The organism is Halocola ammonii (assembly GCF_049334165.1).
Taxonomy (GTDB): domain Bacteria; phylum Bacteroidota; class Bacteroidia; order Flavobacteriales_D; family Sanyastnellaceae; genus JBEGHD01.
In genome coordinates this window covers 1-470 of record NZ_JBEGHD010000053.1, presented here as the reverse complement: position 1 = coordinate 470, position 470 = coordinate 1, and the positions used below count along the sequence as shown (strand labels likewise).

Below are 470 nucleotides of genomic sequence, written 5' to 3'. Positions count from 1 at the left end.
ACAGTGTAGAAAGTGATTCCTCCGTTGTCGATGAACTGCTGCGTCACAGCTGGTCCAAAGTCGATGGTCCAGGTCTGATTGACATCATCGTAAACCACGCTCACGCCTGCAGCAGTAAAATCATCTTCTGCTTGCTGACTTCCATACGGATCCCCTGCATCGGCATAAACCGTAAACTCCGGCAAGCTGTTTTGAAGGGAATGATCCACTTCAAGTGAGAATAGGTTGTCGTCTGAAGCGTCAACAGTCCAAACAAAGTTTCCTCCGTTGAGGCATTCGCCCACTGCTGAAGCTGATACGTTTTCGAGTACAGGAGCTTCATCATCAAGATCGTAAACAAATGTGTTGGCCGGTCCTGTTGGACTCATTGAGCCAAGTGCATTTCCGTTGCAATCTTCCAAAACAGTGTAGAAAGTGATTCCTCCGTTGTCGATGAACTGCTGCGTCACAGCTGGTCCAAAGTCGATGGT

Annotated in this window: 1 protein-coding gene; it reads right to left on the bottom strand. The window is 48.3% G+C overall.

The genetic code is table 11. From position 1 onward, the window contains the following. A partial coding sequence (locus ABHV44_RS16215; RefSeq protein ID WP_459075760.1) for a hypothetical protein occupies positions 1-470 on the bottom strand: 470 nt, incomplete at both ends.